A 26,216-nucleotide genomic window follows, 5' to 3' on the forward strand; every position below is an offset into this window, starting at 1 on the left:
AGCCCTATTTGGAAGCGTCAAGCTGCATGTATTTATCGCTCATAGAGTCACATGAGATTATAATCTTGAGATGGAGCGAATTAAAATCACGATAGATGGCGGTCAATGATGAATCAGTATCATGAAGAAGAAGTCTTAGGGAGGGCCTATGACAGCCGGCTTTTGAAACGGCTGCTAAGATATTTAAAGCCATTTTGGTTTCAGGTTATACTGGCAGTGGCAATTTTGCTGTCGGTCACCGCTTTAGAACTGGCTGGCCCTTACCTGATTAAGATCGCGATCGATCGACATATTGTGACTCGGATCTCGCAAGGCTTTATCACAATTGTCTTGCTCTATTTGGCTGTACTCGCGCTGCATTTCGTCTTTCTTTTTCTTCAAACATACGTGATGCAATGGATTGGACAACAAGTCATTTATAATATCCGATTAGAGCTATTTCGACACCTGTTGCAATTATCCCTATCTTTTTTCGATCGGAATCCGGTGGGACGATTGGTCACCCGATTGACGAGCGATGTGGAGGCGCTCAACGAATGGTTTTCTGCTGGTATCGTTTCGGTGTTTGGCGACCTTTTCTTGTTGATCGGCATTATTATCGTCATGATCAGCGTCCATTGGAAATTGGCTCTGATCACGTTTGCCGTATTGCCTTTATTAGCCTATGTGCTCTTTTTCATTCGAAGCCGCATCCGCGATGCATATCGCGACATTCGGGTCCGGATTGCACGGATCAATGCTTATTTGCAAGAAAATATTACTGGCATGATGGTGGTCCAGATTTTCAACCGTGAACGTCGCAACTTCAATCAATTCGACCAACTCAATCGGAACCATCTTGAAGCTCAATTGCGCTCCGTCTTCTACTTTTCATTACTGTGGCCCTCGATCGATGTTATCGAATCATTGGCATTGGCGCTCATTCTGTGGTTCGGCGCCCTTTGGAAATACCAGGGAGCGGTGACATTTGGGACGCTGGTACTATTCATCGAATACTCCCGACGGTTCTTTCGGCCTATTTCTGATCTGACAGATAAATACAACATCTTGCAATCGGCCATGGCCTCTTCTGAGCGCATTTTCCTCCTGCTGGATCAGCAGCCCGAAATTGTCAATCCGCGAAATCCAATTCGGATTCGCCAATTCCGTGGCGCGATCGAATTCCGTAATGTCTGGTTCGCCTACAAATCCAACCGCGACCAATCACCGGAATGGGTGCTGAAGGACATCTCGTTCCGAGTGAATCCCGGAGAAAAAATCGCCATTGTTGGGGCAACTGGAGCAGGAAAAAGTTCGATCATCAATCTGCTGTGCCGTTTCTATGATGTGCATCAGGGTGAGATTTTGCTTGATGGCATCAATATCAAAGATTTGGACCTGCCAGATCTCCGAAGCCGCATTGGGCTGGTCTTGCAGGATGTTTTTTTGTTCGCTGGCACAGTAGCCGACAATATCCGCCTTAAAAACGAAACCATTTCTGCCGCAGCAATTTCTGATGCAGCTCGTGACGCCAATGCTCTACCGTTCATTGAAAAACTCCCGGATCAATTTAACTATCAGGTAATGGAGCGCGGGGCCTCGCTTTCGACCGGCCAGAAACAATTGCTCGCGTTTGCTCGGGCATTGGCCTTTAATCCCCAAATCCTCATCCTGGATGAAGCAACATCCAGTGTCGACACTGAATCAGAACTGCTCATTCAACAGGCACTCAAGAAACTGATGAACAATCGGACCTCGATTTGCATCGCCCATCGGCTCTCAACCATTCAAAATTGCGATCGGATCATCGTCCTGCACAAGGGTACGATTCGCGAAGAAGGCACTCATCAAGAACTGTTACGATTGAAAGGCATCTATTATCGGCTCTATCGATTACAATTTATGGATCGGAACTTCAGTGAAGCTGCTTAATGCAAAGGGATAAAACACAGGACGGATTTTCAAGGCCAAATCTCAAAGCTCAGCGCCACATGCGCAAGGCGAGAAACAAATTCGGAGGGATAAAATGAACAAAGATATTTTGGGACTCATCCTGTCTTTCGCTTTCGTCTTTCTAATGATTTTTCTAGCTACGCTGATTCAGAAGCTATTTAAGCTCAGCAATGAGTTCAGTCGCAAAATCATACACATTGCGGTGGGCAATTGGGTTTTCATTGCCCTGTACTTTTTCGACGATTGGTATATCGCCCTCATCGGGCCGGTGGCGTTTATCTTGATCAATTTTCTCTCTTACAAATTTACGATCTTCAAGGCGATGGAGCTTGAGGAAAAAAATCCGGGAACGATCTATTACCCCATCTCGCTGGCAATATGCACGTTGCTCACTTATTCTCAGCATCCGCTTCTCATCTTGCCCTATGTGGGCATCATGGCGATGACCTGGGGAGATGGCATGGCGGCTGTTATCGGGCAACAATGGCCAATTCGGCAATTGCGTCCGCGAAAGTCGCTGGCCGGATCCATTTCGTTTTTCATTTTCACGTTAGCCTCCTGTTTGATTTATCTGGCTATCGAGGCAAAGCATCTTTCATCCACTGAAGTTCTGCTTTTCTCACTTTTTGCCGCTTTGATCGGAATGATCATCGAGCTGTTTTCGCCCAAGAATCTCGACAATTTGACCGTGCCGATTCTGTTGGGATTGATCGGATACTTGATCGGGAGATGAGAATTTTGAGCTTTGTGGTGGCAAAACTGTTCTCAATTGATCGAAATAACCCAATTGATGATTTGCAGCACCGCAGATGTTAAAACAAACGCTGATCTTTTCTATTGTTAATTATCAGATAATCTGTGGGGAAAACTTGCCAAAGATCAACACAACCCTGTTATTTTCCGCCCTCCAGATTATAAGATGAACTCCGATTTTTTTATCCGAGGTCGTTCTCTCATCTGCGGTGAAATCAAGGTGAACTCTCAATCTGTAACGACTGTCGAACCTTGTTCATGAAGAAAATATGAAAATGAAAAAAAGCTTCACATTCGCATTGATTACTTTGTCAATTGCCCTGGAATGCGTGGCTCAAACATGGGACCATCGGGGACAGCTTTCTGGTTGGACCACGATCAATGGCAAGCAAATTGACAGATCAGAGGTGGGACTGCGTTACCTGCCTGAACTTTCAATAGAGCGATCGTTATCTTGCAGTTTCTCATTCAGCTCAGATATGGCGCTTAACGTTTTTGGATCAGGCAGATTTGAAGGCTGGAATAAATTTAACACAAGCTTGAGGATTAAACCCTATCGGCTCTGGCTGCGGTTCGCTTCGCACCAATTTGAAGGTCGGATCGGACTTCAAAAGATCAATTTCGGCTCAGCCACGCTGATTCGTCCATTAATGTGGTTTGATCAAGTGGACCCGCGCGATCCACTCCAGCTCACCGATGGCGTATATGCCCTGCTGCTGCGATATTATTTTTTGAATAATGTCAATTGCTGGTTCTGGGCGCTTTATGGCAATGCTGAGACCAAGGGCTGGGAGCTCATCGCTTCAGATCGCAAAAAAATCGAGCTCGGAGGTCGTTGGCAGTTGCCCATTTATAAGGGAGAAATGGGGCTCAGTTTTCATCATCGCCAGCTCGATTTAAAAAAAGTTCAATTAATAAGAGGAATACCTTTGAGGACTAAATCCATCCCCGAATATCGGCTGGGAGTCGATGGCAAATGGGATGCAGGAATCGGAATATGGCTCGAAGCAGCCTTGATCTATCAAAAAATCGATCTCCCTGACATGAAATACCAGCGATCGATGACAATCGGATTAGATTATACTTTCAATCTGGGAAATGGACTTCATGGAATCCTAGAGAATTTTGCTTACGAAACAGCAGACCAGGCATTTGGCAGTGGCGAGACCTTAAAGCTTTCAGCACTCTCGCTGGGCTATCCCATCAGCCTGCTGGACCGAATTACGGGCATGATTTACTATGATTGGAAAAATGAGACTTGGTATCGCTTCATCAGTTGGCAGCGTAGCTACGATCGCTGGCAGTTCTTCCTGATCGGCTTCTGGAATCCTGAAAGGTTTCAAATTTATCAGCACCGCAGCGGAGAAAATTTGTTCGCTGGGAAAGGAGCGCGGATGATGTTTATTTTTACTCATTGAATATCAGCTGCCCTAATATCTCACTAAATGATTGCTATTATAAAAATCGAATTCCAATTGTCCTTGCGAGGCGCACAGCGACGAAGCAATCTTTCTTAACATAATTTTTGGTAAAAATCGGATTTTAATATGATAATTTTAATTGGGCAAGTTAGAAATTGTGATTTCAAGGAGTCACTGAACTGCGAACATAAAAGATGCCTGCTCAAGCAGGCATAATTATTTTTCAACTCTAAAAACTTCCAGCAGACGGATTAACTGAGAAAAATGGGGCATCAAGAAGCGAATCAGATCTTACCCCGAATGATTAGGCAGGCAAACAGAAATAAAACATCTTTGATTATCCTTCAGTTACTTGATGACCAGATTGATCCCTTTAAATTTTGTATTATGGAATGGGTGATCACTGGCGATGTCAAATTGGCTCTGTTGATATTGAACATCGATATGATATATTTTATTTTTATCGAAATGTCTGTGAAGTTTGACAGTACCGTTGGGCAAATAGATATCCGCATTTCCGTGTTGCCAACCTGGCGTTGGCCGATTCAAAGACTTGAAGTCGAAACTGCTATTATTAGTATCGAACCCGGGTCCTCCGGTTAAGGGATGATGTCGTTCGATCGAATGTCCAGTATATCGCTCAATCCCCAGTCCAGCGTAGCCAGCATCGATACGGACATCAAACGCTTTTTTGAACTCTTCGGAAGGGTCGGCGCTATACTCAACGCCATCAATTACCTGATCAACGCGAAATATTCGATATGGAGTGGGCTTGCCTTTTTCAACATAATATTGTACAGGTTCAGCGTCGTCCACTCGGATTAACGCGACCTCATCGTTGCTCTGATTGATATGGAAATCTTCGCTGATTCGCGCTGGAGCACAATTTTCAAGATTCGGGACATTGGGATTATCGCCGTCAAGAGTGAGTTTGTTATAGAATTCCCAATTTGCTTGAGAAAGATCGATGCTCGTTTGGATACCACCCTCTGTTACATGATTGATGGCATCTCGAGCAACCACAATAAATTGTCGGGGCGCGACAGGAAAATCGCTTCCTGAACCAGGGAACCGATAATATTCGATCGCAACGATCTGATTCCCCTCGTTCTTCTCCCCGCTAATCCGGCAAAGAAACAGCCCATCCAGATATTGAATTTGCGAAGATGCATTATAAAGCTCGATATATTGATCGTGATAGTAGTTGTTACTTTGAGGAGCCCCTGTGTAGTAAATCTCATTGATGACCAGCCCTGCTGCAGGCATCACCCCCATTTTCAGTGTGTCCAGGTCACGATGCGGCCTTTTGGGTGAAAAATCTTTCCGCAACGTTCCCGTAAGCAATAATGTGGTGGTCTGATGAGGTAAATTTCGAACGATGTATTTAAAAGCAGCAATCTGATAATAAGTGCCCAATAGGTGGGACAATTCAAAGTACCCATGGTTATCCGTTTTATCTTGAATAAACAAATTGTACTCGGAGGAAAGAATGTAGATCGTGGCATTGGGTACTGGGATGGCCTTTCCGGGCAATATCACTCCGGACGTATCAATTGCCATCAACTTAATGGCTAATGTTCCATCAACAGCAGTGGGTTTATCTAACGAACAATAAAACGTCCCGATGGACATTGCGCCAATAATAATCGTGGTCAAAATCACTTTCATTTGGGCCTCCGATGAAACAACCGATCGATGACCATACTAAATTCAATCCCATAGAAAATTTCCGGATTGCCAGCATAGTAGCGCTCGGGGTTATCAGGGTCCCTATAATAGGCGCGATTATTGAAGAGGTTGTTGACATAAAAGGAAAGCTCAGCGCCGTGGAACAGCGATTTGCTAATGCGAAAATTGATCAGCCATTTACTAGGATAACGGTGGGCTTGATAAGCGCGGGGGTTCTTGCTAAGTCGATAGCGCTGATAAGCCACATTGCCTCGCTCCGATTCTGGGATCAGGATGGTCTGATTGCTCGGCCCGTGATAATAAGCTATTGCCAGCGAATCTGCATAGCCAAATCGACGCGTTCGATAATAAGGCATCTGTTGCGCCAGCAACGACATCCAGATGCCCAGCGCGCGAGAGATGTAATTGAATTGATATGTGATTAGTGCTTTTTGAACTTGGAACACCGACGATGGATATTTCGGAATAGTAAAATCGGGAAACGGTATTCCCCAGTCAAGAACCGTGACTCCGCTTTTGGCGCGATGAAAGCTGATCATAATGGTGCCATCGAGATTAAGTTTGGGATGACGCTGGCTTTTAATGACCAAATCGACCCCATCGAACCTTGACCAGCCTGCATTGATATTCGTGAGATAATGGTTCATGAGCGTGTCGATCACGGCCTGGCCTGAGATCTCACCCACTCCCAATCGCAAATATTTATGGTAAATGACCGGTACTGTTTCGGCATGAAATTCGCCATCGCGCTTGGAGCAAAATCCAGTGAATGAAAAACCGATGCCACCAAGCTGCTGATCCCAACTGAGTTCTAGCTTTCTCTCCCGAATTCCTTTTAAATTCCGATTCGCACCATCAAAAACATATGTGGTGATCAAACTGTCACGGATGAAGAGCGTGTCGTTTCCGATGACTCTGGTTGCAATATCCAGCACATCGAAATAAGTGGGGTCAGGGAAGCAATAGCTCAGCCCCGGTGCTTTGGTAAATTGACCATAACCCAATCGCACTTGAGTTTTACTGGTGAAATAATAAGCGAAATTGATCCTGGGGTTCAGAAAAATTCCATGTTTTGATTTGAAGAAGTGGATATGAGGCCAGTGATCTGAGGTATAGCGCTCGAGGCGTAGGCCCAGGTCCAGGGTAAACTCTTTTCCCAATCGCCCGGTAAGTTGATCATTCAGATAAAAAGCCTGCTGAAATAGGCCGGGGATCGCATCAAATTTGCGAGGGCGATGGCCGATGTAATCTGGTTTGAGCACATCGAACTTTCGGCCCTGCCCAAAATTTTCGTCAAATTGGAATTGATGGCCAAATTTGATCGCGTGGAACCATTTGCCAGCAAATGTTTCCAGCCGCCATTGAACATCGTGTCCCAAGCTGAGTTCATCCCCAAGGGTGGTGCATTGAAATAGATAAGTGTAAGGGACTTTAACGCCGATTGCAGTGCCAGGGCTCATGAGTGGAGAAGCCACCTGATTGTCCGCGACAATTCGATATTGTTTATAGGAATCGTGCCGCCGATAATTGATAAAAAGGTTTGAGGAAAAGCGTTGGCCTGATGAGATTCGGGAGCTAAATCGATTGCCGTAAGCGAATCGGAAGCCTCGATCGATGCTTTCCATGGCATCGGGGTCAATGGGATTGACACGGACCGCTTCGATGAGCTTGGAGTAGCTAATCAGTTGCTGGTTGAATCGATGATTCTCGGGAGATTGGCGGACCAATTTGATCTGGCCAGAGATCCGCTGGGTATTATCATAATCTTTGCGCAGATCGCGCTGGCTGTAAGCCCAGTTCAAATTATAATTGGCGATGCTTTTTCCCAGGATAAGGTTGCCCTCCCAATTTATCTCTTTGGTATCGGGATTGTTCTTTGCTTTAATGCGCTGACGAGGCGCCAGGCTGGAGCGGGTCGTCACTTTAATCGCCCCTCCGGCAAAATCACCGTGCTCGACCGGGGCAATGCCGCGAATCACCTCGATGGCCTCGATGTGATCAGCAGGGATCTCCCGCAGATCCACACCATTCCCCATCCCCGTATAGACGCCGCTCAGTAATGGTCCTTGCAAATTTGAATTATTGGAATAAGGAACCCCATCGATGATGATTTTGGTTCCAAAGGCGGACATTACATTGGCAGGTCGGGGGTCTCGTAACTGAGCGGTTCGCGGGGACTTGAGATGCGGCTGATTTCTGAGTTCCATCCCTGGGACGAGGTCCAGCGCGTCGGCCAGACTGGTGGCCTGAATATGCTCCAGATCGCTGGAATGGATCAGCGTGGTGGTCTCGAGATGTTCGGGCAGCAGTTCCTTGTTCGCCAGAATTTGAATACCTCCAATTTGGATGACATCGCCAGTCATTCCCTGGCTCGGCACCAATTCCACTTGGAGCGTGTGAATCTCTCCAACGCGAATCTTTTGACGCAGGTAAATTGCGTTGAGGTAACCAGGTTTGATGAATTGGATTTCGTACTCGTCGGGTGGCAAATGAGATAACCAGAAAGCGCCGTTATTTCTTGTGAAGGTAACGAACGCTCCAGGGTTCAACTGGACCAAGACCTGCTTGATCGGCTGGTGCGTGCGCGCATCCAATACAATGCCCTGAATTGCACCAGCGGTTTTCTGACCCCATGCCAAGGCGACCATTATGCAAGACAAATTAGCCGCCATAAGCCATAGCGTTACTAGAGCAATTTTCCATCGGGTTCTTTTTGGTCGTGAGATTACCATCCCAGCTGTGCGATTCGACATGGCAGACCTATGCGTTCTTTTACGGTTCTGCAATGCAAAAATATAGAGACAAAAATTTTGATTGTCAACAAGAATTTTGCTTGACATTTTGAGCCGATTTTTTTATCATAGCCCAAATTTAATTTAGTTCTAATAAAAATGATGCCTGAACCGTCAAGAGGTAAAAATGTCGGCTTACTCTCCCCAGAATATTTCAGCAAAAAAAGCATATCGATTGATCAAAAAATATATTCGAGAAACTCCTTTGGAGCCATGCGGACTATTATCTCAACTTACCCGAGGTCGGGTGTTTTTAAAAATGGAGCATTGGCAAAAAACTGGCTCATTTAAGTTGCGAGGTGCGCTCACTCGGTTATTGACCTTATCGCCAGAGCAAAAGGAGCGAGGGGTAATTGCCGCCTCCGCAGGCAATCATGGACTTGGCCTGGCAATGGCAGGTGCCATCACTGGAGTTAAATCCCGAATTGTTTTACCAGTCAATGCTGCGCGGACCAAAGTCCAAATGCTCGGACAGTTTGGCATCGAAATCATACAGGCTGGCCGGGATTATGACGAGGCCGAGGATGTGGCCATGCAAATCGCGCGGGATTGCCAATTAACTTTCATTTCAGGATTCGATGATCCCATCGTGATCTCAGGCCAGGGGACCATTGCCATCGAAATCTTTCGCGAATTGCCCCAGCCCGATGTGATCTTGGTGCCCGTTGGAGGAGGGGGATTGATCTCGGGGATTGCGATCACTGCCAAACAGTTTCACCCAGCGACCAGCATTATTGGGGTCCAGAGCGAAGCTTCACCTGCGATGTACCGCGCTCTCCAATTGAACATGGTCGTGGAAACCCCCATCGAAGAAACCATCGCTGATGGGCTGGCTGGCCGATTGGTGAGCCCTACGATTTTCGCTACAATTCAGCATTACGTAGATGATATGATCCTGGTCAGCGAGCAGGAGATCGTTTCCGCCATCCTGTGGTTGCTCCAATATCATCATACGCTGGTGGAAGGAGCTGCCGCAGTGGGTGTGGCGGCATTGCTATCAGGCAAAATTAATATCGAAGGGAAAAATTGTGTGGCCATTCTCACCGGGCGCAACATCGACATCGATCGGGTGAAAACCATTTTGAATCGAACGGCTCCAGATGGAGCTGAATAATCTTATTGCTTTTCCCAGTGAATCGTTCGATCTTCTACGACAAAATATGGGCTTCTTCCTGAAATCACCCGATCGCCAAAACCGGTCAGCGCTAAAAATAGTCGGAACAGGCTGCGTTTAAATTGTTGCTCTTGTTTTTGGGTATCGTCCAGATCATTGAGTTTGAACTCCTTCGCTTTGCCACTGAGCCAATGTTTGATCTCTTGATAATTTTCCAGCGAGAGCGGCCTCAAAATCATTTTCACTTCAATGTAATAGCGATGCCTGGAGTTCAATTGGTCGATTGGCAAGAGCTCAAAATTCTCCATCGTTGAGCACTTTTGTCTCACTGTTTCTATAGAACTGGTGAGACGCTTCTCATCAGCACTCATGATCACGTATTTGTGCTCCCACGGATCGTAAAAGACCTTCATCCGGATCGAGCGCTGTCCCACCAAATGGTTGATTAGTTTCCCCCGTTTCTCCCACAACTCGATTTGATATTCAACGGTGCTGGTGAGGCCCCTTTGCAATCCCTCGATGACCTTTTCATCCAGAAGATCATCTGCATGAAAATCAATGCACAATCGTTCCGAATTGACTGTCACCGAATCGATCACCAGACGTTTTCCAGCCGCTTCATCAATCCGGATGAAAAATAGCACAAGCAGGATTGTCAAAAAATATTTTCTCATGCGGTCCTGAGTTTTCTACCAACGACCTGGATGCCAATATTTGGCACTAAAGCTCAGTGCTAATAGAGCAATATCATGTTAAAAAACGAGAAAGCGGGTGTCGAGATCTTTTGTTGAAAAATGATAATATCCAGATTTTGAAAAAATTTCCAAGCATGCTATGGCTCTTGGCAATGAAAAATTTTTTTGATAAATGCATCGCCTCTTTGGACATTCACCGTGGACAACGATAGAAAGGATGATTCAAACGTTAGCGACGAAAACTCAAATTGGAAAAAAATCATTTGAAATAAATAGCAAAAAATGGTGTCAAATACTAGATCCTACCGATCGATTTTTCTCACCATTAACCGCCCATGAAATAGCTCGATTACTGATCAATTCATAAACGTCGATCTCGTTCAGTGGCCAAAACGCTCAATCGCTCGAAAAAGTGGCAACCAGGGCCGTCCACTCTTCCTGGTCAGCTTCGTCGATCATGCGAAAACCGTGTTGGATGAGCGCTCGTTCGACCATCTCTTTCTCATCGGTAAGAATTCCCGAAAAAATTGCCCGTCCAGTCTGCGTTAAAAGACGCGAAATTTGTGGTAAAGATTCAATGATAATAGACCGATTGATATTGGCTAACAACAAATCGAATTGGATTGGCTTTAACGCATCAATTGTGCCGCAGAAGACCAGAATCTTATCAGCGACATCATTGATGCGGCAATTGTTCATGGCCGTTGCAGTTGCGATAGGGTCATTATCAAAAGCGACGATCGTTGCCGAGCATAATTTGGCGCAGGCAATAGCCAAAATACCAGTTCCTGTGCCCATATCCAAAATTCGACGTGGGGAATGAAGATGCGAAATCAAAAGGCGCAACATCAATTGGGTGGTGGCATGATAACCAGTCCCGAACGCCATTTGGGGATCAATTTCAATAATATGTGCTGCTGGCCCGGCTGTCACATCGACCCAGGTCGGTTTGATGATAAACTTCTCTTCAATCGTGATGGGGTGCAGGTTCTTCTTCCACGTGGCGTTCCAATCTCGATCTTCGATTTGTTCGATCCGAAGCGAATCTGGATCCACCGAAAATTGAAGCTCTGATAGTTGTTGCAAATAAGTGCGCAATTGCTCGGCTTTGATTGAATTCCAATCGGGTGATGCAAAATAAGCATAAAGCCGGAGTTCTTGTTGATAACATCCCTGCGCACCTTGCTCAAAGAGAAAATTAGTAATGGCTTCCTCGGTTTCTGGGGTCACTGAAAGGCTAATTGCTATCCAAAATTTATTCATTTGTGCTACCAATTCATCAAAATGCCTTAGTAATGAAGGTATTCTTCATTTCGAGCATAATAGAGACTCCGAAGGGCCTTCAATTTTATGATTGCTCCATGTCTGCCAATTGGTGAATCGAAGAACTGACCTTTTTGGTACTATGCTAGAGGTTTCTCCCATTTGCCTCATCAGCAAAACGAACGACCATATCTTGATCTCTTGATTGCTGGAGAGAAAGCTCATAGCAATTTGTAACCGAATGAGGGCACAAGGACCACCCTTTTAGGGTTGTCATTTCGAATACTTCTCGTTTATGGGTTCACTGTGACGGACTTCCACAATTATGCTGCGATCTAGTTGGGAAACCAAATAGCCCCAGAGCAAGCTTTATAACCAAAGGTGAAATTACCAATTGCCCTTCAGACCGATCTCGAAGTAAAAACCCAAAGCAGGATATTTCTCCCACAACTGGTATTTTTGATTGAGCAAATTATTGATTTCTGCATAAGCAGCGATGTTTTTCATCAATTGGCGAACGCCCCGAGCAGAAATCAATACAAATCCATCCAGTCGCTTCATATTGTTTCGATCGGCATAGCGTGGCCCAACCATTGTCAGCGATATAGAAGTTTGCGTGGCTCGGTCAATTTGATAGTCAAAATTTATCGGCAATCGGAGTCTTTCTAAATAGGGCACGCGGTCACCATGAAGATTGGTCGAATCTCGCTGAATCTGGTCAAATTGCCATTGGAGGGCTGTTTCCAGGTTGGCGCGTGGCGAGAGCCGATATCGGGTTAACAGTCTCAACGTTAACAACCGCACTTTATCGATCTCGCCGAGCTCCAATAATCCCAGTTCAGTGTCACGAACCCAGTAGCCGAAAGAGCGCCAGGTTTGACGAATCAATTCAAAGTTTAGGGAGAAATATGACGATGGCGTGTATTCTCCTGACAATCGCAACTCCAGTTCATTGCGGATGGGGACGAAAATAGTTTTGAGCGAGAGGAAGGGATTTTTCTCGATTAGCTCGACATAATTAGAGGGGGACAGTTCTTTGCTCAATCTCAATTTTAAACCCAATTGTTTAACTGGGGTGGTGATCAGCTCGATGGATGGCCAAAGTTGATACGCGGAGAGCGAATCGTTGACATCGAGGTTTTCGAACAAAATACTGGGTTGAATGGTGATATGGCTTTTAATGACAAATGAGGAGCTCGCCCCTAAGTAGAGATAATTTTTTGCATTGGTCGAATCACTATCGTTGCGGCTTAAAGCCTGATATTCGTATCCCGCTCGCCATTGGATTGGGAGATTCCAATAGCTCGTTTGATAAGCAGCGGCCAACCCCACATGGCGAAGCAGCCCTTTCTGACGAAAATCATTGCCATCATTATCGTAAAAATTTGTCTGCTGATACGTGAGTCCAAAATTGGCCGATTGCTCGGTATCGATGATCCACTGCGAATCAAGTTTCAAATCTCCTCCCCTTTTGCGGCGATGCAATTGCTCAATGGGGGAGCCGTATAGGCCGTAATTTGCCCAATGGAAATCAAGTTGACTGGAAAAGTTGATCTGAGGGATAGGAGGAAAACTGAACTGCCCCTGGAGCGCGCCTTGAGAGAACTGGCTATTTTCGTATTGGCCACTGCTCCGATTGTAGAACCCATGAAGACCAAAATAGTAATCGCTGATTCTCTGCCAATGACCGACAGCAAAATTGAATTTTTCGAACCGGCCGACATCGACCTGGCCCAGCGTGCGGGATTTAGGGGGTTTGGCTTGGTTCAAGAGGCGGCGATTTTTATTCACAAGATCGAGTTCATCTGCCATTGGACGATAGCTGATTTTGGGGGCAATCGCTTTGGCATCATCCCAGGGCTGAGCTAATTTATCGCCACTGATACGCAAAGATCGGTCACTGCCATAAATCAGCACATCAGGCAGTTGTAACTGCGCTGGCTCGACAGATGGCAGCAATTTTTGATCGACTTCTTTGGTAGTATCTACCTGAGTAGATCGTTCTTGGGCAATCGTGTTAGTATGATTCCAACAAGTGAAGCAAGCCATGACAAGAACGAAACCGATTCGAAAGATCGCTCTGTTCATTTATCTCCCAGCGATTTCTTGTAATTTGCGATGCGCTTTTTGTTGATATTCTTTATCCTGATATTGCTCGATGATGGTACGGTACAACAACCGAGCTTCACCGAATCGCCCCTGTTGCTCGTTGGCAATCCCTGCCTGAAAAATCCCACGCAACACCCATTGCTGCTGCGTTGGAAAAAGATACTTGACCTTGAGGTACTCAATGGCTGCTTTCGAATAATCGCGCTGCCTAAAATAGAGCTCGCCTATCCAATATTGAGCTTCAGCAGATAGTTCAGGGATTTGATAGTCGACAACCTGTTGCAGCAAGCTCCTCGCAAGATCATATTTCCCCTGATTCAGGTGAGCTTTGCCCGATTCCAATTTAGCCCAATAACTGAGTTCCGTTGCCGGATATTGTTCGATCAACTGCTCAAAGATCGCCAGCGCACTTTCAAAACGATTCAAAGCGGCGTAGCAACGCCCTATTTCCAGTCTGGCCTTCCCCGCATGCTCGGTCCCAGCATAGACCGACTCCATCTGCTGATAATTCATGATCGCTCGTTCATAGTCCTGCTGATGCTGATATAATTCCCCGATTTTCATAAAAGCGAGAGGCGAGATTGGGTCCCGAGGATACAGACTCACTTGTTTTTGATATGCAGTCAAAGCCCGCGTCGCATCTTCCAACTTCATATAGCTCTGGCCGATCCAATACCAGGCCGCACCAGATGGCTCGGACGTTGGATACTCCTTCAGCAATTTTTGATACTGCTCGATCGCTTGTTCAAATTGGTTCAAATTGAACAATAGCTCTGCACGTCGGTTCTGGAGCTCTGCCGCCAATTTGGTGCCTGGGTATTTTTTGATATAGTCCTCGGCGACTTGCACCGCAGCCTCTGTCTTCCCTTGTTGCAATAATGACCATTGAATTCCGCTGACCGCATCATCGACAAGATCACCATTGGGAAATCGATCGATGACCCGACGATAATGCTCGATGGCTTTATCATAATGTCCCATATTATAATAACAGTCCGCTTGCCCATAGATAGCATCGGCGACAAATGGGCTATTGGGGAATTGATCGATCATTTTTTGAAAATGAGCAATGGCTGATGCATAATCACCAGCTCGGAAGAACGAATTTCCGACCATATATTTCGCCTCAGCCGCCCAGCGACTGGTGGGATAAATTTCCAATACTTTTTGAAATTCTAAAGCGCTGGCACGATAATCATTTTGTCGGAGATAGCATTGGCCAATCTGGAATTGCGCCTCAGCACGATCATCGATCGAAATATTATAACCTTGCACGCTGCGATAGCGTTCGACTGCTTTGTCGTACTGCTTTAAGTTAAAGTAACCGTCGCCACTTCGCAACACTGCATCTGCTCTGATGGTCACATCGGTAGCCAGTTGCTGGGCTTGATCGAACGCTGCGATTGCCTCAGCAAAATTGTGACGCTTGAGCTGACACCATCCCAAACCATAATAGCTCTCTGCCAATTTGCTGGAGGTTGGATATGTTGCAATGATCATCTCATAAGCGCTGCTGGCTTCGATATATCGATTCAAATGGAAAAGCGCTTCCCCTTTCCAGAACCAGCCGAGATCCGCAATCTCATGATCAGGAAATTGGTTCAATAATTTTTCCAAATGAACCAGCGCGGATTCGTACCGCTGCTGTTGAATCAGACACCAAGCGAGCTTTTGTAATGTATTCGGGATGGCATTGGATGTGGCATACTGGCTCAGCACCAATTCATAGGCTTGAATGGCGGCATCCAACTGTTTGGTTGCCCGAAAGCACTCTCCCACCATGAAGGCGGCTTCCCCAGCGACGCGACTTTGAGGAAATAACTTTAAAATTTCTTCAAACAATTGGCGGGCTTCTGCATATCGATCTTCGCTGAAATCGATGACAGCGATTTCATAATAAGCCTCGGCGGCCTTATCATGATTGGGATATTTTTCAAGCAAAGTTTTGAACATTGCTCGGCCAGATCGGGATTGCCCCTGGAGCGTGTAGCATCGGCCTTGGTGATATAACGCGCTTGGAACAAGCGGGCTCTGCGGATGATTGCGCAGTAGTGACTCAAAAGCAGAGATCGCTTGATCATATTTTTGTTGCTGCAAATACGCCCACCCAATCCCATAGTAGCAATCGTCAATGAATTCAGTAGCCGTTTTCTGTGTGATCAGTTGCTGATATTGTTGAATCGCTTGATCAAATTTTCCCAAATTCAGATAGGCCTCACCGATCAAAAACGCTGCCCGGTCGCGATACTGATCATTGGGATACTTTTCGATGGCAGTGGACAACAACCGCACGGCGAGCTCCCATTCGCCGTTGTTCATCGCAGCGAATCCGATCCGATAGATCACAACAGCATGAAGCTTACTATTCGGATAATCCGACAATAATTTTTTATAGGCTGTCAGCGCCTGATTGAACTGTTTTTCCGATTCGTAAATAAAGCCAATGGAGTAAAGCGCATAATCCGCCATACCGCCTTGAGGAAAACGGTCGACAATGGATTGATAGAGCTTCAATGCCTCGGATAGATTCCCCATGCGATATTCGGATTCCGCCAACCAATACAACGCATCGTCCTCTAACTCTGGGTTTTTATAACTGATAAGAAATTGATTAAGAATCTCTCGAGCGCGTCCAAATTGATTGAGATGGAAATAGCTTTCGCCGATGCGAACCATGGCGGGCTGTCGATATTGGATAGCCGGTGTACCCATTATCAGCTTCTGATAGTATTCGATAGATTTTTTATAATCGGATGTCTGAAAAAAGGATTCTGCTAACATGAAAGTGGCAGTAGTGGCATAAGGGCTATTAGGATAACGCGCCAAAAAATCAGTCAATTGGGAAATGGCCATCTTGTACAGTCGGTCCTGATAGGCGCTCCGGGCTGCCGTGAATAGCCGTTCCTCGGAAATCGGACTAACCTGGGACCAACCGCTGCTCATAATCAGACATAAATAAATTGCCTCACCGAGGAGAATGATCTTTTTTTTCATGATGCAATGAACCTGCTGGTGAAAGATACGAACTCGAACTATCGTGTTTTTTATTTCACAATAAGACTCGCAAATATATTTCCAAAATCATGGCCCTGCATGTCATAACACTCATTAAGGGCGTCTGCAAAATTTAACATTTCAACCCATCAGATTTTTGGGAGCTTTCTGGCTTATTAATTCTGCACCAATTTATCCGACTTCCCCATTTGCTCGCGAGTAATTCGATCCGGTTAAGAAGAAGATGAAATTATATTTCTATGAATCTAAAATCCAATTTGCTCAGCGTCAGTCATTAGCTTGAAATTAGAAATAAGGGTCGCTGACCACTACTTTCAAGGCGCGGGGAAGCATCGAAATCGATAGATTTTTTTTCCCTTCGAAGACCTCGCCATCCAAGGTATAGGGAGCTGGGAACTCTCGGATGATTCGGAATTTGGTCGCACGGTAGATGCGAGTGAATGGCGCGCGATCAATATGGCCAGTAAAAAGCGTTGGCAAATAGTATACGGCTGAGACCAAACTGGTTGGTTCAATTATGGCAAGGTCGAGCAGCCCATCATCCGGTCGCGCTTTGGGAGCAATGATGGCATTATTGCCATATTGTTTCGTATTCGCGACCGCCACAACCAGTGCTCGGGTTCGAATCGTCTGTCCCTCAAATTGAATCACGTATTCTGGTTCTCGATAGCGAAAGAACTCACGAACGCCAGCAATATAATAAGGCGCTGGCCCTCGAATCTTTCCTTCTTCAAATCGTTTGCCGATCATCGCATCCAACCCGAGACCAGCAATCACAAAAAAGTAACGATCTTCAGCGAGCCCCACATCAATGCTTCGGATCGATCCCCGAGTGATGACCTTTGCCGCGCGACGGAGACTGACAGGAATCCCCAAGCCTCGAGCCAATCCATTCCCAGATCCGTTCGGCATAATTCCCAGCGCAGTTTCTGAATTGACCAGCCCGGAAGCAGTCTCATTCACCGTCCCATCACCGCCAATTGCAACCACAATGTCGTCCCCTTCCTGTGCGGCTTTTCGGGAAATTTCATAAGCATGCCCTTTTCCTTCAGTCACAAAAAACTCGTAACTGCAGAGATTCCTCGGAAAATAATAATCAATCACTCGCCTCACATACTGCTCTGGATGAATAAATCCAGAATGTGGATTGTAAATAAATTTGATTCTTTTTCCTCGCTCCATTCATTCGTCCGTATTACTTACTGGTTTCTATTACTCATCCTCTTTTGATAACTGGGATGAAAAATAAAGAATTCGTTTTCAAAAATCAAGCAAAATAAAAAAATAAAAATGCCAAAAATTATACTTGACATGTCAATGAAAGTTTAATATATTTTGTGTTTTTTAAATGGCAATGGTTTTCGTTTTCATACCAGCCTTTGGCTTTTCATGAATTGATAACATCATTGTTTAAGGAGGAACAACAATGGTCTTGGAGGAATTAAGAAAACAGGTATTGGAGATCCTTCAACAAAAGGATGTTACGGGCAAAGAGCTGATCAAAACCATCATTAATGAAAACAAGGAAAAAATAAAATCGCTTGGATTGCCCAAATACGATGTCGAAAACCCTGCGGCGATGGGAAATTTCATCGCAAAGGAGATCATCCCCCATTTAGGGGTTCCAGTTTATAAAGAAAAAATCAATATTCGGGGCAAGAAGCGCACATTATACAGTCTAAATCAGAATGAAAAACGTGTCCCGGTTGTTTAAAACAAAATCGATATAATTTATCCGACAAAGCATGAATCGGTGGTCATAATGATCACCGATTTTTTTTGTATGCCAGCTGATAAATTAGCTGGTAGGCTCGATCCGGGTCATATTCATTTTTTAGCAATTCTTCTGTCCGACATTGGATGCGATCCACTAATTGTTCGAATTGATAATTGACATGAAAATGATTGAACAACTCCAGTGCCAATCGGCTCATTAACGTAGCGCGAACAGTTCTGATGCCAAAATGTAATTGGATAAGTGCTGCAGCGCGACCAACAATCTTATCAACGACCAGCAATCGGCTGGGATCGATCTGATGTTGATCGATGAATTCCTCTAACTCAAATAGCGGGTACAACCATTTACCATCGCTATAAAAAACGATTTCTCCATCCAAATATGCTTCTAATGTATGCTGCATGACTTGGCCTTCCGATTTCAAGATATGATTGATGTGATTGATCAAATGAACCATCCGAATCGAATGTGCAACTTGACTGTGATTCGCGCCCCAGTGGGGAAAGCTCTGTCATAAGAGAATAGGCTCAGCAAAAGGGCTCCTCGATATCAATTCAGTTTAGCCAATTAGGATTGCGATTGACTTCGCGCGGCTCTGAGCCGCTGCCAAAACGGTTTAAACAGAAAACTTCTGTCGTCCAATCGGCAGAGACGCTCAAACATCGGACGGGTCACGGTAAATGCGAGCAAATTTGCTGGCAGATATTGTCGCATCGCGATGTCGGTCCCACCGATGATCGCCCGAGGTATCGTGATATCTGGAAACAGTGGAGCCAATTGCGAGCATCCAGACCCGAATGGCGCAATCACGGGCGATGGGTCTTCGGGCGCACTCTCATATTGTGCGCCGATCATCAGTAAGCTGAGCTGATCGGGATTGACAAAAAAGGTAACTGTCTTGAGAAACTGATAGAGCGCTGGCTTGAGCGGGCCGATCAAAAGGTTCGGATGGTCTGGTTGATAGGGCTTCGCCTGTTCGATCCACTTGCCCATGAGCGAATGCGATGCCTTTAATCCCTCTTCATCGACCAAAAATTTGATAAAATCTTGGCGGTTCCTCGTCTCCTGACCGAACAGCCAGCGACCAGCACCCCCACAGCCGAAGTTATCGCTCGTGAGATGGAGGGTGTATCCCTCAAGCCAGCGATGAAAGAACGCGAACACGCAATTGCGCGTTTTCGGCTGAGGCGCGATCAGCGGCGCAAATGGAGCTGCATCGGGCGCGTCGTAAAAGCCGATCAGCGGTAACGATATTCCGCTGCGTCGGATTAATAAATCAGGATTGGATTGCATATTGAGTTCCTTTTTAAACGGAGGTCATCATTCCAATGATGCGTTTATGAGTAATCATGATTCGTGCTGGCAGGTTGATTAGCCATAGCGCCCTTCAATGTAATCGGCCGTGCGAGGATCCATGGGATTGATGAACAGATCCTCGGTGCGTCGGTGTTCGATCAGCTCTCCAAGCAACATGAAAATGCATTCATCACTGACGCGGCGCGCCTGAGCCATGTTATGAGTGACGATCACAATTGTATACTTCCCCGCCAATTGGAACATGAGTTCCTCGATGTTCCGCGTCGCCTCGACATCCAATGCTGAGCAGGGTTCATCCATGAGGATAATCTGGGGCTTTAAAGGCAAGAGCCGAGCAATGCAGAGCTTCTGCTGCTGCTCCAATTGAAGACTGGTGGCTTTAACGTGGAGTTTATCTTTCAATTCATGCCATAAGCCAACAGCTTCCAGCGCTGAGTGCACCGCTTCATCAGCCATGGCTTTGGTGTAATCGTTGCGGCGTTGATGGATGCGATAGCCGAAAATGACATTTTCATATACAGAAAGCGGCAGTGGATTGGGCCGTTGAAAAACCATGCCGACGTTTTTTCGCAATTCGATGAGCGAGACATCCGGGTCGTAGATATTTTTGCCCCAAATTTTGATTTCACCGGTCGTTGTCACATTACCATAGCGCTCATTAACGCGATTGAAGCAACGCAATAGCGTCGTTTTTCCGCATCCTGACGGGCCGATCAGCGCTGTGATCTTGCCTTGAACAATCCGGGTATTGATATTAATTAGCGCCTGAAAATCGCCATACCAGAGATTCAAGTCCTTAGTTTCTATGCAATATTGTAATTGACTCATCCAAAGATTCCGTTCACATAATCATAAGTTCTCTGATCTGCGGGATGTTCGGAGAAAATAACTTCGCTGCGATCCACTTCAATCAACTCACCGGCCAGAAAAAAAGCGGTTCGATCAGCAAGACGACGAGCTTGTTGGACAAGATTTGTCACTAGAATGATTGTCATTTGGGTTCGCAACGATTTCAACACATCCTCGATCCGCATGGTGGTAACTGGATCAATGGCGATGGAGAACTCATCCAAGCATAAAATCTGGGGCTGATGCGATAAGGCTCGGGCAATGGTCAGGCGTTGCTGTTGTCCACCTGAAAGTCTGGTGCCGAGGGTATTGAGCCGATCCTTCACCTCATCCCACAGCGCAGCCTGAACAAGACATCGTTCCACGATTTCATCCAATTGTCGTTTATCGCGAACCCCAGCCATCCTCGGTGCAAACGCGACATTATCATAAATGGACAATGGCAATCCCACTGGGAGTGGGGATACCATGCCAACTTGCCGCCTCAATTCATAGACGTTTCTTTGTTTGTAAATATCGCGACCATCGATCTTCACCGTCCCAGAGATCTGAGCCGATGGAATAAATTCTACGGTTCGATTAATTGTTTTGAGGAATGTGCTTTTGCCAGATTGGGCTGGACCGATAATCCCCAAAATTTCATGGTCAAAAACATCCAATGAGATATTATGAAGCGCCGTCTTTTGGCCGTAGCGAACCGTCAAATTTGAAATCTCTATTTTTTTGGAATTGGTTACCATTTCTTTCTCAATCTGAGATAAATCCTGAAAATAATCGCCATGGCATTGACCATTAAGACGGTCCCCAACAAGACAACCGCAGTTCCGTATGGCAAAGCTTCTGGGACGTTTGGCACTTGGGTAGAGATAGTGAACAAATGCATTGACAATGCCATACATTGATCAAAAAGCCCATAGGCGAAAATATCGCCCTCACGGATCGCCTTGAAAAACACTGCGCCAGTGAACATAATTGGTGCGGTTTCGCCCGCCGCTCGAGACACCTGAAGAATGATCCCAGTCAGAATTCCGCTAATGGAATTGGGCAAGACGACATGTCGAATCGTCTGCCAACGAGTCGCACCCAAATTCCAACAAGCTTCTCGGAACGCGCGGGGTACAGAAGCCAGCGCCTCTTTAGTACTGGCAATAATAACTGGCAGAGTCATGATCGCCAGAGTAAGGGATGCAGCCAAAATCGAGCGACCGATTCCCATGAAAATCACGAAAGCCCCTAATCCGAACAGCGCATGAACAATACTGGGCACTCCTGCCAGGTTCACCACAGCAAGATTTATCATCCGGGTAAACCATGACTCTCTGGCGTATTCATTTAGGTAAACCGCGGCCAAAACCCCCACTGGCGCAGCAATCACCAACGAAATTACAATCAAATACAAAGTCCCTAAAAATGGTGCCCAAATTCCGCCAGCGCGCATCCCCTTGGTTGGATTTTTTAATATGAAATCTAACGATAAGATGGGATACGCTTTGTAGAATAAATATCCAACGATGATCACTAGGGGAAGGATCATGAGGAGCATCATGACAAAAAACAGACTTCTCGCAACCAATTCAGTTGTACGTTTTTTCCGATCAAAATCAGTCTCTTTGAACATAAACTCCAATACAGCTCTCCATTGAAATTTTTTCGTTCTGTCAAACGCTATCCAGTGTTCGATAAAGTCCTAATGACCACTGGTCATTCCGATACCTCATAATTTGCAAAAAATTCAGGTTTGAATTTTAACAGGTTCTTGAATGAAAGATCATGTTTCTTTATTTTGCCCCTAGGGAGAAATCTGTTAATCTAACCATCTCAATGTAACCAGCTTCCGCACTTCGTTCGGAATGATATTTAGAATTCAAATAAAGGGTTTTCGTTCAGCACTAATTAGATTCTTGACCGCTTGAATCATTAATTTTGCTCGTGGCATTCTGTGTATGCTTCCGAATCAAATGAATGAAAATTCAGCTTTCTCTGTGACAACATAGATTTGATATTCTCCCTCATCCAGAACATCGCTGGATCTATCCATTTAGCGATGGTTAGCGGCTTCCTGCTTTGAGGGTTTAACCATGACCCAATAGCCGTTTGTCTTTTTAAAAAAGCCGTCATCATTAACTGATATTTCTTGTGCCACGATCCGATCATAAAACTCGACCGAATGCTTTATTGGAGCTAACGATTTCGAATCCCTTTAATGATCAGATCCGCGGTCAAATTAATAATAAAAGTGATAGAGAACAGCAAAATACCGATGATGAACAATACTTGATAATGCTCCGAATGGACAGGAGCTTCTCCTAACTCAGCGGCAATCGTAGCCGTTAGCGTCCTAACAGAATCCAGAATGCTTGTCGGAATTCTCACAGAGTGTCCAGTAGCCATGAGCACAGCCATCGTTTCACCGACAGCTCGTCCAACGCCCAGCAAAGCCGCAGCCAATAGCCCATTTCGAGCAGCGGGCAAGAGCACACGATAGATCAATTGCCAGCGGGTTGCCCCCAAGGCAATGCCAGCTTCGCGATAATCGTCTGGAACTGCTTTCAGGGCATCTTCGCCAATAGAGACGATAATCGGGACGCTCATCAGAGCCAGGATTACACCACCGTTGAGCACTGTAAGCCCTATGGGTGCATGAAATAGTTTGATAATGATTGGGTTCATCACCGTCAGTCCAATAAAGCCCCACACGACAGACGGGATGGCAGCCAGTAATTCAATAATGATTTTCAACGATTCCCTCAGTCTCGGTGAGCAGAATTCAGATATAAAAATAGCGGTTCCTAAACCAAAGGGAACCGCTATGATCATCGCCAATGCGGTGACACTAACAGTGCCTGCGATGAGTGCCAGCACACCATATCGAACGTTGGTTTGCGACGTGGGGTACCACTCGGGGCTGGTGAAGAATTCGATCGGATCAAATCCATGGAAGAGAAAACCTGCCCCTTCTCGAAACACAAAGAAAAAAATCCCAAACACAAAGAGTATCGCACTCACCCCACACAGCCAGATGATGCGCTCGATTGCGAATTCAAGAATATGCTCAAAGCGACGCCAAATTATCATCGATTGATTTCACCTGCTTGTTTCAGTTTGACCCCCTTCTGAATAAAGAACTAAAGGAACAAAGCCGTTTTCAACCACTACTTTTTGTCCCTGAGGAGAAAGAATCCAATCAATGTATTGTTTGACCGCTCCAGTTGGGGGCCCCAATGTATACATGAACAACGGTCGTGCGATCGGATATTGCTGAGATATGGTATTTTCAATGGTAGGAGCGTAGGCTGGGTCGCCAGCTCGCTTGGCGATTTTCAGCATTTTAACGTTTGGGGTCGCATATCCCATGCCGCTGTAACCAATGGCACCGGGAGTTCTGGAGATCAATTCGACCACGTCCTTGGAGCCATGCAGATCCAGTGTGCCGAGCCGAAAGTCACCTTTCCGTCCCAAAACCGCTTCGCGAAAATAATGATATGTACCTGAGTTCGATTGACGGCTCACCAGAATGATTTTATCCTTCCCGCCTTTCGGCAATGTGACAGACAATTGTGACCAACGAGTGATCCTGCCATGTTCCCCATAGATATCCGCCAATTGTTCAATGGTGAGCTGCTCTAGCGGATTGTCTTTGTGCACATAAACGGCCAGCGCATCGTAAGCGACAATAAATTCCACAGGCTCTTTTCCCGTATTTTGCCTCGCCTTTTCCAATTCCTGCGGCTCGATCTTGCGGCTGCAGTTGGCGATATCAACTGTCCCACTAATCAATGCTGCGATTCCGGTTCCAGAGCCTCCGCCAGAAACTTCCACAGATACGGTTGGCTCAATCTCAGCGTATGCTTCTGCCCACGCTTGCGCTAAATTCACCATGGTGTCAGAACCAGTATTCTGGATCACCGCTTTGTGATCCCCTGTTCCTTGATTCGACGGCCTGGCACAGCTAAAGAAAAATAGCATGGCCACTGTAACACAGCAAGATATCGAGTCAATGGTGGGCAGAGGTAAGAAACAATAAGCAGTAAATGACCTAGTTCTTGGGCAAAACATCGTTTTCTCCGACCATCACATGAACCAGTTCTTCTATTTGGTCTTTCAAGTACTGAAACGACCTCTCAAATTGACAGATGATCCTTCGATCGTCCAAACTTGATTTGTGAGTCGCGGTGACTGGCCAAAAGAGCTTGATCGTTCGGGTGGCCGTAGGAGGTAGAATGTCATGAATATCGGGTGTTAGGGCAATCATGACCTCATAATATTCGATACTAGGGATATCAGCTATGGTTTTTGAAGTTTGATGGGAGATATCGATGCCCTTTTCAGCCATGAACTGGATTAAGCGAGCGTCAATCGGCTTCGCCTGTTTGTAAGCAACGCTGCTAAAGCTGAAATTGGGCAATTTCAGGGATCTAGCAATTCCTTCCGCCATTTGACTATAGCAGCTATTATCCTCATCCACAAATAGGATTCTGAATTGATCAGCTCCCAAATGTTTGACTACCTCCCCAGTCGTCATGTAGACTATTTCCTCGCAAATATTTTTTGCTTGATCGGTAGTGCGCTCCAATCTCCGGGCGATGGTAAGCAGCGAGTTTAATGCCTCCAACGGAATTTCGCCTTGCTGCTCCAACTCTAATAACAGCGAATTGATTGCGGAGCGAATTGCATCGGCCTGACTTTCAAATGCCATCATTTTCCGCGCCAGTTGCGCGTCGCGTTGCTCGTAGGCCTGAATCGACTGCTGTAACATGGGAACACAAAGATTCACCAACTCAAAAAATTTATCAATGTATTTTTCGTTTTTTGGTAATGGCTCAATCGAGCTAAGAAATACTGCTTGCCGAGCGATGCTCTCCGCATAGTCACCGATCCGTTCCAAATCATTGACGATTTTAATGGTCGAAAAAACGAACCGCAAATGCCCAGCGACCGGCTGATGCCGGACGATAAACTCCAGGCAGAGTCGATCCAGCTCGGTCTCTAACTCATCGATCAACCGATCTCGGAAAATCACAGCATAGGCCAGTTTGCGATCGTATTTCATCAGCGCACTCATGGCATCTTGGATGGCCTTTTCGTCCCGTCTCGCCATCTCGATCACTTTTTCAGAAATACGGGAAATATCCCGTTGCAATGATTCCTCAAAACGCTTGTAATCGGGCAATTTCTTTTCCTCGTTTCTACAATGAGATAGATGTTCCACAGGAATTCGTTTGTGGAATGCTATTCTGCACCATCGCTCTGGTAATGGTGCCAATTGTATAGCGATATTGCAATATAAGATTAATTCATAAAAATGTCAATAATTAATTTTCAAAACAAAATGGGCTTGATCATGACTCAGGATCAGTTTTTTTCTCAACTTGGAAGGTTTGATTCTAAATCAAATGGGACTTTGAGCCTTTGGTATCGGTAAATCTCAAATTAATTATCAAGAGTGAAAGAATTTGAGCAAAATTGTCATGAAAAAAAACTTGATTTTAACCAATTATTTTTTTATATTGCGCAATTCAAAAACTATAA

At 45.6% G+C, this 26,216-nt stretch carries 20 protein-coding genes; 5 read left to right on the forward strand and 15 right to left on the reverse strand.

Features of this window, described 5'->3' with window-relative positions; genetic code table 11:
• Nucleotides 1-105: 105 nt before the first annotated feature.
• The 3 genes from ONB37_15295 to ONB37_15305 all read left to right on the forward strand — a co-directional run bounded on the left by ONB37_15295 (nt 106) and on the right by ONB37_15305 (nt 4,103).
• Nucleotides 106-1,911 carry an ABC transporter ATP-binding protein/permease gene (locus ONB37_15295; protein ID MDZ7401520.1) on the forward strand — a complete coding sequence of 602 codons (1,806 nt, stop codon included), beginning with the start codon at nt 106-108 and terminating at the stop codon, nt 1,909-1,911.
• A 94-nt stretch (nt 1,912-2,005) separates the two neighbouring features.
• On the forward strand, nt 2,006-2,665 hold the full coding sequence (locus ONB37_15300) for a hypothetical protein (protein MDZ7401521.1): 660 nt from the start codon (nt 2,006-2,008) through the stop codon (nt 2,663-2,665).
• Nucleotides 2,666-2,954: 289 nt separating this feature from the next.
• The gene (locus ONB37_15305) at nt 2,955-4,103 is read left to right on the forward strand and encodes a hypothetical protein (GenBank protein ID MDZ7401522.1); all 1,149 of its coding nucleotides are present in this window, start codon (nt 2,955-2,957) and stop codon (nt 4,101-4,103) included.
• Nucleotides 4,104-4,454: 351 nt separating this feature from the next.
• Here the strand turns inward: ONB37_15305 and ONB37_15310 are convergent, their stop codons facing one another.
• Both ONB37_15310 and ONB37_15315 read right to left on the reverse strand, forming a co-directional pair.
• Nucleotides 4,455-5,774, reverse strand: coding sequence for a DUF4876 domain-containing protein (locus tag ONB37_15310; protein ID MDZ7401523.1), 1,320 nt, complete (start codon nt 5,772-5,774; stop codon nt 4,455-4,457).
• Nucleotides 5,771-8,455: a TonB-dependent receptor gene (locus ONB37_15315; GenBank protein MDZ7401524.1), complete on the reverse strand. Its 2,685-nt coding sequence runs from the start codon at nt 8,453-8,455 to the stop codon at nt 5,771-5,773. Before ONB37_15315 ends, ONB37_15310 begins: the two co-directional genes overlap by 4 nt.
• Nucleotides 8,456-8,714: 259 nt before the next feature.
• Between ONB37_15315 and ONB37_15320 the strand changes: the two genes are divergently transcribed.
• Nucleotides 8,715-9,701, forward strand: a complete 987-nt coding sequence (locus tag ONB37_15320) for a threonine/serine dehydratase (protein MDZ7401525.1) — start codon at nt 8,715-8,717, stop codon at nt 9,699-9,701.
• Nucleotides 9,702-9,703: 2 nt separating this feature from the next.
• On the opposite strand, the gene ONB37_15325 is transcribed toward ONB37_15320, so the two are convergent.
• The 5 genes from ONB37_15325 to ONB37_15345 form a co-directional block, all read right to left on the reverse strand.
• Nucleotides 9,704-10,375, reverse strand: coding sequence for a DUF4390 domain-containing protein (locus tag ONB37_15325; GenBank protein ID MDZ7401526.1), 672 nt, complete (start codon nt 10,373-10,375; stop codon nt 9,704-9,706).
• Nucleotides 10,376-10,792: 417 nt separating this feature from the next.
• Nucleotides 10,793-11,659, reverse strand: coding sequence for a 50S ribosomal protein L11 methyltransferase (gene prmA, locus ONB37_15330; GenBank protein MDZ7401527.1), 867 nt, complete (start codon nt 11,657-11,659; stop codon nt 10,793-10,795).
• 387 nt (nt 11,660-12,046) lie between these two features.
• Nucleotides 12,047-13,747, reverse strand: a complete 1,701-nt coding sequence (locus tag ONB37_15335; GenBank protein ID MDZ7401528.1) for a hypothetical protein — start codon at nt 13,745-13,747, stop codon at nt 12,047-12,049.
• Complete coding sequence (locus tag ONB37_15340) at nt 13,748-16,762, reverse strand: tetratricopeptide repeat protein (protein MDZ7401529.1); 3,015 nt, start codon at nt 16,760-16,762, stop codon at nt 13,748-13,750.
• Nucleotides 16,763-17,068: 306 nt separating this feature from the next.
• Nucleotides 17,069-17,965 (reverse strand): diacylglycerol kinase family lipid kinase, encoded by an 897-nt coding sequence (locus tag ONB37_15345; GenBank protein ID MDZ7401530.1) that lies wholly within the window; start codon nt 17,963-17,965, stop codon nt 17,069-17,071.
• Between the two features lie 244 nt (nt 17,966-18,209).
• Here ONB37_15345 and ONB37_15350 point away from each other — a divergent pair, with 244 nt between their 5' ends.
• Nucleotides 18,210-18,497 (forward strand): hypothetical protein, encoded by a 288-nt coding sequence (locus ONB37_15350; GenBank protein ID MDZ7401531.1) that lies wholly within the window; start codon nt 18,210-18,212, stop codon nt 18,495-18,497.
• 52 nt (nt 18,498-18,549) lie between these two features.
• Here ONB37_15350 and ONB37_15355 read toward each other — a convergent pair whose 3' ends face one another.
• From ONB37_15355 to phoU, 8 genes are all read right to left on the reverse strand, one after another.
• Nucleotides 18,550-18,924, reverse strand: coding sequence for a DUF1893 domain-containing protein (locus ONB37_15355; GenBank protein MDZ7401532.1), 375 nt, complete (start codon nt 18,922-18,924; stop codon nt 18,550-18,552).
• 164 nt (nt 18,925-19,088) lie between these two features.
• Entirely contained in the window at nt 19,089-19,814 is a 726-nt protein-coding gene (locus tag ONB37_15360) for a DUF169 domain-containing protein (protein ID MDZ7401533.1), read from the reverse strand.
• A 78-nt stretch (nt 19,815-19,892) separates the two neighbouring features.
• The gene (locus ONB37_15365; GenBank protein MDZ7401534.1) at nt 19,893-20,666 is read right to left on the reverse strand and encodes a phosphate ABC transporter ATP-binding protein; all 774 of its coding nucleotides are present in this window, start codon (nt 20,664-20,666) and stop codon (nt 19,893-19,895) included.
• Nucleotides 20,663-21,427 (reverse strand): phosphate ABC transporter ATP-binding protein, encoded by a 765-nt coding sequence (locus tag ONB37_15370; protein MDZ7401535.1) that lies wholly within the window; start codon nt 21,425-21,427, stop codon nt 20,663-20,665. The genes ONB37_15365 and ONB37_15370 overlap by 4 nt, the downstream gene beginning before the upstream one ends.
• Complete coding sequence (gene pstA / locus ONB37_15375) at nt 21,421-22,305, reverse strand: phosphate ABC transporter permease PstA (GenBank protein ID MDZ7401536.1); 885 nt, start codon at nt 22,303-22,305, stop codon at nt 21,421-21,423. Before pstA ends, ONB37_15370 begins: the two co-directional genes overlap by 7 nt.
• Before the next feature lie 563 nt (nt 22,306-22,868).
• Nucleotides 22,869-23,762 carry a phosphate ABC transporter permease subunit PstC gene (gene pstC / locus ONB37_15380; protein MDZ7401537.1) on the reverse strand — a complete coding sequence of 298 codons (894 nt, stop codon included), beginning with the start codon at nt 23,760-23,762 and terminating at the stop codon, nt 22,869-22,871.
• A gap of 9 nt (nt 23,763-23,771) precedes the next feature.
• Nucleotides 23,772-24,743, reverse strand: coding sequence for a phosphate ABC transporter substrate-binding protein (locus ONB37_15385; protein MDZ7401538.1), 972 nt, complete (start codon nt 24,741-24,743; stop codon nt 23,772-23,774).
• Nucleotides 24,724-25,857, reverse strand: coding sequence for a phosphate signaling complex protein PhoU (phoU, locus tag ONB37_15390; protein ID MDZ7401539.1), 1,134 nt, complete (start codon nt 25,855-25,857; stop codon nt 24,724-24,726). The genes ONB37_15385 and phoU overlap by 20 nt, the downstream gene beginning before the upstream one ends.
• Nucleotides 25,858-26,216: the final 359 nt, after the last annotated feature.

The organism is candidate division KSB1 bacterium (assembly GCA_034506395.1).
Classification (GTDB): Bacteria; Zhuqueibacterota; Zhuqueibacteria; order Thermofontimicrobiales; family Thermofontimicrobiaceae; genus Thermofontimicrobium.

Bases quoted from the DNA above. Each gene is read 5' to 3' on its own strand.
- ONB37_15350 (MDZ7401531.1), top strand. From the start codon at position 18,210: ATGGTCTTGGAGGAATTAAGAAAACAGGTATTGGAGATCCTTCAACAA.
- ONB37_15305 (MDZ7401522.1), top strand. From the start codon at position 2,955: ATGAAAATGAAAAAAAGCTTCACATTCGCATTGATTACTTTGTCAATT.
- ONB37_15295 (MDZ7401520.1), top strand. From the start codon at position 106: ATGATGAATCAGTATCATGAAGAAGAAGTCTTAGGGAGGGCCTATGAC.
- ONB37_15345 (MDZ7401530.1), bottom strand. From the start codon at position 17,965: ATGGAGCGAGGAAAAAGAATCAAATTTATTTACAATCCACATTCTGGA.
- ONB37_15325 (MDZ7401526.1), bottom strand. From the start codon at position 10,375: ATGAGAAAATATTTTTTGACAATCCTGCTTGTGCTATTTTTCATCCGG.
- prmA (MDZ7401527.1), bottom strand. From the start codon at position 11,659: ATGAATAAATTTTGGATAGCAATTAGCCTTTCAGTGACCCCAGAAACC.
- ONB37_15320 (MDZ7401525.1), top strand. From the start codon at position 8,715: ATGTCGGCTTACTCTCCCCAGAATATTTCAGCAAAAAAAGCATATCGA.
- pstC (MDZ7401537.1), bottom strand. From the start codon at position 23,762: ATGATAATTTGGCGTCGCTTTGAGCATATTCTTGAATTCGCAATCGAG.
- ONB37_15300 (MDZ7401521.1), top strand. From the start codon at position 2,006: ATGAACAAAGATATTTTGGGACTCATCCTGTCTTTCGCTTTCGTCTTT.
- ONB37_15310 (MDZ7401523.1), bottom strand. From the start codon at position 5,774: ATGAAAGTGATTTTGACCACGATTATTATTGGCGCAATGTCCATCGGG.
- ONB37_15335 (MDZ7401528.1), bottom strand. From the start codon at position 13,747: ATGAACAGAGCGATCTTTCGAATCGGTTTCGTTCTTGTCATGGCTTGC.
- ONB37_15365 (MDZ7401534.1), bottom strand. From the start codon at position 20,666: ATGAGTCAATTACAATATTGCATAGAAACTAAGGACTTGAATCTCTGG.
- pstA (MDZ7401536.1), bottom strand. From the start codon at position 22,305: ATGTTCAAAGAGACTGATTTTGATCGGAAAAAACGTACAACTGAATTG.
- ONB37_15360 (MDZ7401533.1), bottom strand. From the start codon at position 19,814: ATGCAATCCAATCCTGATTTATTAATCCGACGCAGCGGAATATCGTTA.
- ONB37_15370 (MDZ7401535.1), bottom strand. From the start codon at position 21,427: ATGGTAACCAATTCCAAAAAAATAGAGATTTCAAATTTGACGGTTCGC.
- ONB37_15355 (MDZ7401532.1), bottom strand. From the start codon at position 18,924: ATGCAGCATACATTAGAAGCATATTTGGATGGAGAAATCGTTTTTTAT.
- ONB37_15340 (MDZ7401529.1), bottom strand. From the start codon at position 16,762: ATGAAAAAAAAGATCATTCTCCTCGGTGAGGCAATTTATTTATGTCTG.
- ONB37_15385 (MDZ7401538.1), bottom strand. From the start codon at position 24,743: ATGTTTTGCCCAAGAACTAGGTCATTTACTGCTTATTGTTTCTTACCT.